At 67.1% G+C, this 6,977-nt stretch carries 7 protein-coding genes; 4 read left to right on the top strand and 3 right to left on the bottom strand.

Annotated elements, in window-relative coordinates; all coding sequences use genetic code 11:
- On the bottom strand, positions 1-824 hold an 824-nt coding region (locus ASE59_RS10485; RefSeq protein ID WP_268795274.1), incomplete at its 3' end, for a calcium-binding protein.
- Between the two features lie 310 nt (positions 825-1,134).
- Between ASE59_RS10485 and ASE59_RS20920 the strand changes: the two genes are divergently transcribed.
- Positions 1,135-1,266: a hypothetical protein gene (locus ASE59_RS20920; protein WP_268795273.1), complete on the top strand. Its 132-nt coding sequence runs from the start codon at positions 1,135-1,137 to the stop codon at positions 1,264-1,266.
- 55 nt (positions 1,267-1,321) lie between these two features.
- Here ASE59_RS20920 and ASE59_RS10480 read toward each other — a convergent pair whose 3' ends face one another.
- Together ASE59_RS10480 and ASE59_RS10475 are read right to left on the bottom strand one after the other, a co-directional pair.
- Positions 1,322-1,630: a hypothetical protein gene (locus ASE59_RS10480; RefSeq protein WP_156360022.1), complete on the bottom strand. Its 309-nt coding sequence runs from the start codon at positions 1,628-1,630 to the stop codon at positions 1,322-1,324.
- Entirely contained in the window at positions 1,627-2,835 is a 1,209-nt protein-coding gene (locus ASE59_RS10475) for a hypothetical protein (RefSeq protein WP_056455834.1), read from the bottom strand. The genes ASE59_RS10480 and ASE59_RS10475 overlap by 4 nt, the downstream gene beginning before the upstream one ends.
- A gap of 113 nt (positions 2,836-2,948) precedes the next feature.
- Between ASE59_RS10475 and ASE59_RS10470 the strand changes: the two genes are divergently transcribed.
- The 3 genes from ASE59_RS10470 (at position 2,949) to ASE59_RS20380 (ending at position 6,660) form a co-directional block, all read left to right on the top strand.
- Entirely contained in the window at positions 2,949-4,541 is a 1,593-nt protein-coding gene (locus tag ASE59_RS10470) for an ATP-binding protein (RefSeq protein WP_056455832.1), read from the top strand.
- Positions 4,538-5,131, top strand: a complete 594-nt coding sequence (locus ASE59_RS10465; protein WP_056455830.1) for a response regulator transcription factor — start codon at positions 4,538-4,540, stop codon at positions 5,129-5,131. The genes ASE59_RS10470 and ASE59_RS10465 overlap by 4 nt, the downstream gene beginning before the upstream one ends.
- 83 nt (positions 5,132-5,214) lie before the next feature.
- Entirely contained in the window at positions 5,215-6,660 is a 1,446-nt protein-coding gene (locus ASE59_RS20380; RefSeq protein WP_200913231.1) for a DUF2779 domain-containing protein, read from the top strand.
- Positions 6,661-6,977 lie beyond the last annotated feature (317 nt).

The raw sequence follows: 6,977 nt of genomic DNA, 5'->3' as shown, positions 1-6,977 counted from the left end.
TTACCTGCGCCGCCGTTGATCGTATCGTTCCCGCCAAGGCCGGAAATCACGTCGTCGCCCGCCGTACCCGTCAACGTCTCTGATCCAGCAGTGCCGGTAATGGTGCGTCCGGCAATGGCGCTGCCATCGGGTGCAAGCCCTGCGAAATTCTCTGCGGTGAACTGGCTGGCGGTGGTGTTTTCGAAGGTGACGAGCGTCGCGAAGTTCGAACCATTGGCGATACCGTCGCGGTCGACTTGGAGGAGGGTGTTCGCCCCCTGCTGCACGAGCCGCAGATAGCCGCTCGCGCCGAACGGATTGACGCTGCCGTTCCAACCCGACAGGCCATTGTTGAAATACTGGCCCCCGTCCAGCACATCACCGCTTGCGCCGCCGACAAAGTCGGTCACGACCAGCTCGCCTATCGCGATACCCCAATTGTCGGCAAGCTCCAGCGTATCCCGGCCGCTGCCCAAGGTTACGCGAGCGCCATCCTGCGTGGTCCATAGCTGAAGACGATCGGCACCGTCTCCAAGGTCGATCGCGACTGATCCCGCGCTGTAATTCTGATAGGAGACGGTGTCGTCGCCCGTACCGCCATCGATCGAGACGTTCTCGACTGTGTTGTTGCTCGATCGCGAGATCGAGATCCAATCGTTGCCAGCGCCGCCGCGCAGCGTATCCGACCCACGGTCATCGCGGATCCAGTCGTCCGCATCGCCGCCATCGACGATGTCGTTACCCGCTCCGCCGATGATCGTATCGTTGCCCCCCAGGCCGGAGATCACGTCGTCGCCCGCCGTACCCGTCAACGTCTCCGATCCAGCAGTGCCGGTGATTTCCATGTCCATCCCCCCAAAGAAAAGGCCGCCGTTCGAGCAGCCTTTACTCAGCCTTAACGGATGTTCCAGCGCAGGCGAAAGAGGAAACATCCGTGCCGTCTCAACTTGAGAATGCTCGCCCAGCCTACCGGGGGTAGAGAGTGAAGTCGCAGAGACGCTGATGTCCTTAGAACAGCCTTCAACGACTGCCAGCTGATACCTGAATCGTGACCGTCAGCTCGGCATAGCCGGATCGGGGAGCCGGTATGGAATTGGATTGCCGTGCGATCACGGTCGATTTCAGTGAAGTTGCGGCCAGGCCTTGGCGCCGGCGGTGGATGAACGCGCACTGCCGCCGGTGCTGGACGACCTGTTCCACGGCCATTCAGGGCGCGGCGGCGACTGGATCACGCCGATGCCGTTCAGCATATTGGACGATGCGCGGCTCCTGTACGCAGTGAGATAAGGGAAGCGTATCGGTACAGAGTTCTTTTTCCTGTCTGCTGGGGACGGGCGCTGCTCTACTCGCCCTCCGACCAACGCTTGGCACCCCAGCGCATGAGGTCGCGTCCGGTCCCGATCACGCAAAGGTCGGCGACCGCGAAACCCAGCGCCGCACGCGGCCGGCCGAGGAACAGCAGCACAATCGGCCACCCGATCGCCACCCCGATCATCGCGATGCCGATCGGCCGCGTCAGCCGGTTCCACCAGCGACGCGGCACGATCTCGCGCTCCTCGATCAGAATGCTGCCGTCGGGCATTTGCCAACGGGCGTACTCCTCGCGCGGGGGAGCCGTGCCGCGTCCCCCATCGCGCTGATGTCGGATCATAGCATCCTGTTCGCCTCGACCAGATCGAATATGGCATCGGGCGGCGTCGTTGCTGGGTCGAACAGGAAATGGGTCCGCATCGGATCGGACTCGCGCACCGACACGTCCTCGAACCCGAGCCGCAGGCACACCTCCGGGGCGACGCGGGTGGAGCACCGCAGTAACCCCCGCGCGGTCGAGATTTTCACGAGCGGACGCCGGGTTCCGGCGATACGCAGACGTAGGTCTGGGATATCGGTAAAATACAGCTCGATATCGCCCTGCGCCGTATCGCGTAGTGTATCGATGAAACGGTTGCCTGCGTCGCTCGATAGTCGGCGGAATTCCTGTTCGCCTATGCTCAGCCCCTCTTCGTCCGCCAGCGCGGCGGTGTCGGTGTCGGACGGTTCGCGGCGGTCGCCATAGGCCTCGACGACCGATGCCGGCGCGGCGCGGCGTGCGGTGACGCGGGCGGCATAGGCGGTACGATCGAACGCCGGCAGCACCTGCGGCAGTTCAGCCGCCATTGCAGCCGCCACCTCGTCCACGCCAACCCCGTCGCGCTGCGTGCCGATCGGGATCGCCGCGTTGCAGATCGGACGGAACCGGTGGACGAGCTCGGTCTCCGCCGGCCGTAGCCATGCCTCGCGCGCCCATGCGCCACGCTCGCGCGCCTCGGCCCCGCCAAGCCGCCCGGCCCAGTCGGCGGCGACGGGCTGGAACAGGCAGGTGATGCGCGATAGCATCGCGTCCTCATTGCCAGGGGCGAACACGTCCCAATGCCGCGCGGCGAACGCCGCCTTCTGTGCGGTACAGTGCGCGCCCTTCAGCAACGGATGCGCGGCGAAAGCCATCAGATCGGTGTTGCGTCCATCGGGGAAGCAGGCGGCGAGCCCCTCACTCACAGGATCGCCCGCTTGCGTGTCGAACAGACGGCGCAGCGACGTCCGGCTGAAGCTTGTCTCACGCGAGCGCAGCGTCTGCCCCACGACGTGGAGGACCCAGCGGTGCAGCACCGAATAATCGGCTTCGGCCTGCTCGCCGACATGCAGGCCGATGTAGAACAGCGAACCGTCGAGGAACAGCGCATACAGCCCCGGCCCGCACAGCTCGGGTGCGGGGTCTTGATCGAGACTGTCGGCGACCAGATTGGCCCAGTCCGGCTTGCCGGCGGGAGCTGCGACCTTGCGCAGCGTCATCAACGTGTCAGCGGTATAGAACGGCATCGAACATCCTCGCCAGTGATGGCGACGGTGGTGGTCCGGATCGCTGGCAAGGGCTATCCGGGAAATACCCCCCGATAGGCGCGGGCAGGGTCGCGGCGCTAAGGCGGGCGATAATGTCGTCGCTGCCCCTTTCCCCGTTATCGCTGCTGCGTGCCGCGCGCCCGTCGCGTGGCGACCTGCCGTGGATCGCGGGATATGCGATCGCCTTCCTGGTGTCGCACCATGTCGCGGCGGCATGGGGCGGGCAAGGCTATTATTCACTGCTCTATCCCGCCGCCGGACTGCGCCTGGCGTTGCTGTGGAGCCGGGGGCCACGTCTCACCCTGTCGATCACCACCGCCGAACTGGTAGTGCAGACCGCCAACGGCGTGATCGTGCCCGGCGCACCCGAATGGATCGCAGCGCTGCTCGGGGTCGCCCGCCCGCCACTGATCTATGGGTTGAGCGTATGGGCGGTGCGGCGACTGGCACCGCGGCTGCATTCGACACTCGGCGTCGCCCCGATGCCGCTTGCGCTCGTATCGGTCGTGGCCCCGCTAGCCGTCGCGCTGGTCTCGCTGCCATGGGCATTGCTCCGGCCCGAGCTGACTGGAGTGCACGGCCTGCGCCAAGTGATCGCCTCGCTGATGAACTTCATGGTCGGCGACCTGCTCGGCGTGATGCTGGTCGCGCCTCCGCTACTGTGGGCGGCGCAGGGCCGCTTCGACCGGCGTGCGTTCGTGCGCGGTCGCCGGTTGCTGCTGGCGATTGCCGAGACAATCGTGGTGCTTGGCGCCGCGATGGCGCTGACTGCGCTGCTGACCGCGATCGGGCTCGGCGCACCGGTGACGCCGGTCCTGCTTGCCGTAGTCTGGGTGGGCCTGCGCTTCGGGCGGACGGCGGGATGGGGCGCGGTGCTGGTGGTCGCGGTGACCATCCTGCCGTTCACCGTCGCGCCGTTGCCGCTGGCCGAACGGTTCGCACTGCACATGAGCCTCGCTTCGATCGTGGTCGTCGGTTATCTGGCGGGCAGTTTTGCCGACGCGCAGGCACAGGCGAAGATCGACCTCACCCGCCGCGACCGGATGCTGTTCCAGGCGGAACGGCTGAAAACGCTGCGCGCGATGTCGGTCGCGGTCATCCACGAGATCAGCCAGCCCCTCTCCACCCTCGCGCTTGAGGCGAGCCATCTTCGTGAAATTGCTGCCGGCGCCGATCCCGAGATCGCCGAGACCGCCGCGCTGATTGATCGCAAGGCGGCGACACTATCGCAACTGGTCCGGCGCCTGCGCCGCTTCGGTGGTCGTGCGGTCGACGAACCCAGCGCGCTGCCGGTGGCGGCGCTGATCGACACGGTCGCAGCACTGGTCGCCCCTGAGGCGAAGGCCGCGCGCGCGGTGCTGAGCATCGCTCCAGTCGCGCCCGACCTGTTCGTGTTGGGGCAGGAGATCGAATTGTCGCAGGCGATCGTCAACCTCGTGCGCAACGCATTCCAGGCAGGCGACGGCCGCGTCTTCATATCCGTCGAACGGGGTGGCGACGAGGTTCGGATCGGCATCCGCAATGCCTGCGTACCCGGACGAGAGGCGCGAGCGGGCATGGGGGTCGGCGCGCTGGTCGCGCGCGCGATCGTCGAGGCGCATGGCGGCACACTGACCCGGAGCGTCGACACGAGCGGCAGCGTCCACGCCATGCTGACGCTGCCATTGACCGAAGGTGTCCGATGAACGAACCGTCTCCCTCGCCCCGTGGTATCGTCTATGTCGTCGATGACGACCGCGATCTGGGCGCGGCGGTCGCCCGCCTGCTCATCCGCCACGGCCATGCCGCCGAACCGTTCCTCGACCCCGTGTTGCTGCTGTCGGTCTATGGCGATGCCCCGGCGCATTGCATCGTGACCGACATCATGATGGGCGACCTCGACGGGTTCGGCTTTGCCGACCGCGTGCGCGAGATCGATCCCGCCGTCGCGATCATATTCATGACCGCATGGCCGACGACCGCCAACGCGGTCGATTCCGTCCGGCGCTACGGCGGGCTCGACTATCTGGAAAAGCCGTTCGACGAAGCCCGCCTCGTCGCCGCCGTGGCCGAAGGCGTCGCATGGTCGCGCCAGCAGCGCGCGGTTCGCGCCCGCACCGCCAAGCTGTCGCCACGCGAACGCGCGGTGTTCGACCTGCTGGTGCTCGGCCACAGCAACAAGGTGGTCGCCGCGATGCTCGGGCTCAGCCCCAAGACGATCGAGGATCACCGTGCCGCGATCGTCGCCAAGACCGGGGCCAACGGCTTGGCTCAACTCATCGCGCTGTCGCGCTGACCCTGCCCGGAGGAACGATGTCGACCCTTTCCAGCCTGCAGCCCGGCGGGGGGCTTAGCTCCTCTCACACCGATCGTCCGGTGATGACACCCGCCCGGCTGACCGAGTTCGAGCGCTGCCCCCGGCTGCTATGGCTCACCCGCTTCCGCCCCGGGGCGGCCGAACTCGCCGGGGCTGATGGCGAGGCGCGCCTCGCGACCGCGCAGGCGGTGAAGGCCGAGGCGCAACGTCAGTGCGCAGGCGCCGTCACGATCGATTACGCCGGGGGCTGGACGGCGGCTGTCGCGGCGACGCGGCAGGCGGTCGCCGGGCGGCGCGCCGTGCTGAACGCCGCGTTCGAGCGTGACGGTCTTTGCGCCACCGTCGATATCGCGACGCCTGTCGCCGATGGATGGCAGGTGATCGCGGTGCGCGGCGCGACCCGGGCTAAGCCCCATCATCTCGCGGCGGTCGCGACGCAGCGCTGGGTCGCCGAAGGCGCCGGGCTGTCGGTCGCGAAGGCGACGGTCCGCCACCTCGATCGCGATTTCATCCTACCGGCCGACGGCTACCTGTCGGATGTCTTCGCCGACAGCGACGTCACCGCGTCGAGCGTGACCATTGCCGCCGGCCGCGCAGCGCTGCTGGACGCTGCACAGGCAATTTTGGCGGGTGCCGAGCCGCCCCCCGCGACCGGCGACCATTGTCGCTCGCCGCACCCCTGCATCTTTACCGCGCATTGCCATGCCACGCTGCCGCCGGGTCCCGACTGGCCGGTCACGATCCTGCCCCGTGGGGCGGGCAAGCGCTTCGCCGAACAGGGGATGGACGATCTGACGCTGATCCCCGCCGAGGCGTTGCGCTCCGACACCGATCGCCGCATCTGGCGCGCGAGCATCACCGGGGCCGCCGAACATGATCCTGCCGGTGTCGCCGCCGCGACGCGCGATTGGAGCTATCCGCGCATCTGGCTCGATTTCGAGACGGTAGCGCACGCGCTTCCTGCATGGCCGGGCGCGCGCCCGTATGAACAGGTGCCGTTCCAGTTCGTCGCCGATGTCGAGACGGCCGACGGCCATGTCGAGCGCCACGAGTTCCTGTCGCTGGACGGAGCCGATCCACGCCGCGCCTGCGCCGACGCATTGGCCGCACTCCCCGCGCAGGGGGCGGTGATCGCATGGCATGCGGTGTTCGAGCGCGGGGTGATCGACCGGCTCGCTTCCCGCTTCCCCGATCTTGCCGGGGCGCTCTACAGCCTCGCCGATCGGATCGTCGACCTGCTGCCCGTCGCGCGCGACCATTGGTACCACCGCGACCAGCGCGGCAGCTGGTCGATCAAGGCGGTGCTGCCGACGATCGCGCCCGAGCTCGACTATGCCATGCTCGAGGTGAAGGCCGGCGGCGACGCGGTCGAGGCCTACCTTGAGGCGAGCGCCCCGGACTGCACCCCCGACCGCCGTATCGCACTCGACCGCGCGCTGCGCGTCTATTGCGGGCGCGACGTCGATGCGATGCGAGTGATCTACACGCGGCTGATCGATCGGGCGTAGGGCAGGGGATAGCCCCCGATCCGCGCAAAGCAACACATCCTGTCCGACAATCTGGATCGCAGCTCCTCTGCGCCGCAGTTCCTGGGGATGTTGATAGTCGGGATGGACATCGACGAAGCAGCCGAACGGTCTCACGTTGCCGATGACCAGCATCGTCTTGGTGCTGCCGACCGCCGCTAGGTAAAGATGGCGCCAAGACGGAAGCCACCCCCTGACCATCGGCAGTGGCGACCCGAATTGACTGTCGTCGCGCTTGCGTCTGCAAAAACCGAACAGGCTTCAATAAATCGGTAAATTATAGACTGGACAGGTAGATC

Origin of the sequence: Sphingomonas sp. Leaf10, assembly GCF_001421245.1 — a bacterium.
GTDB lineage: Bacteria > Pseudomonadota > Alphaproteobacteria > Sphingomonadales > Sphingomonadaceae > Sphingomonas.
This window is presented reverse-complemented; position numbering and strand designations above follow the sequence as displayed.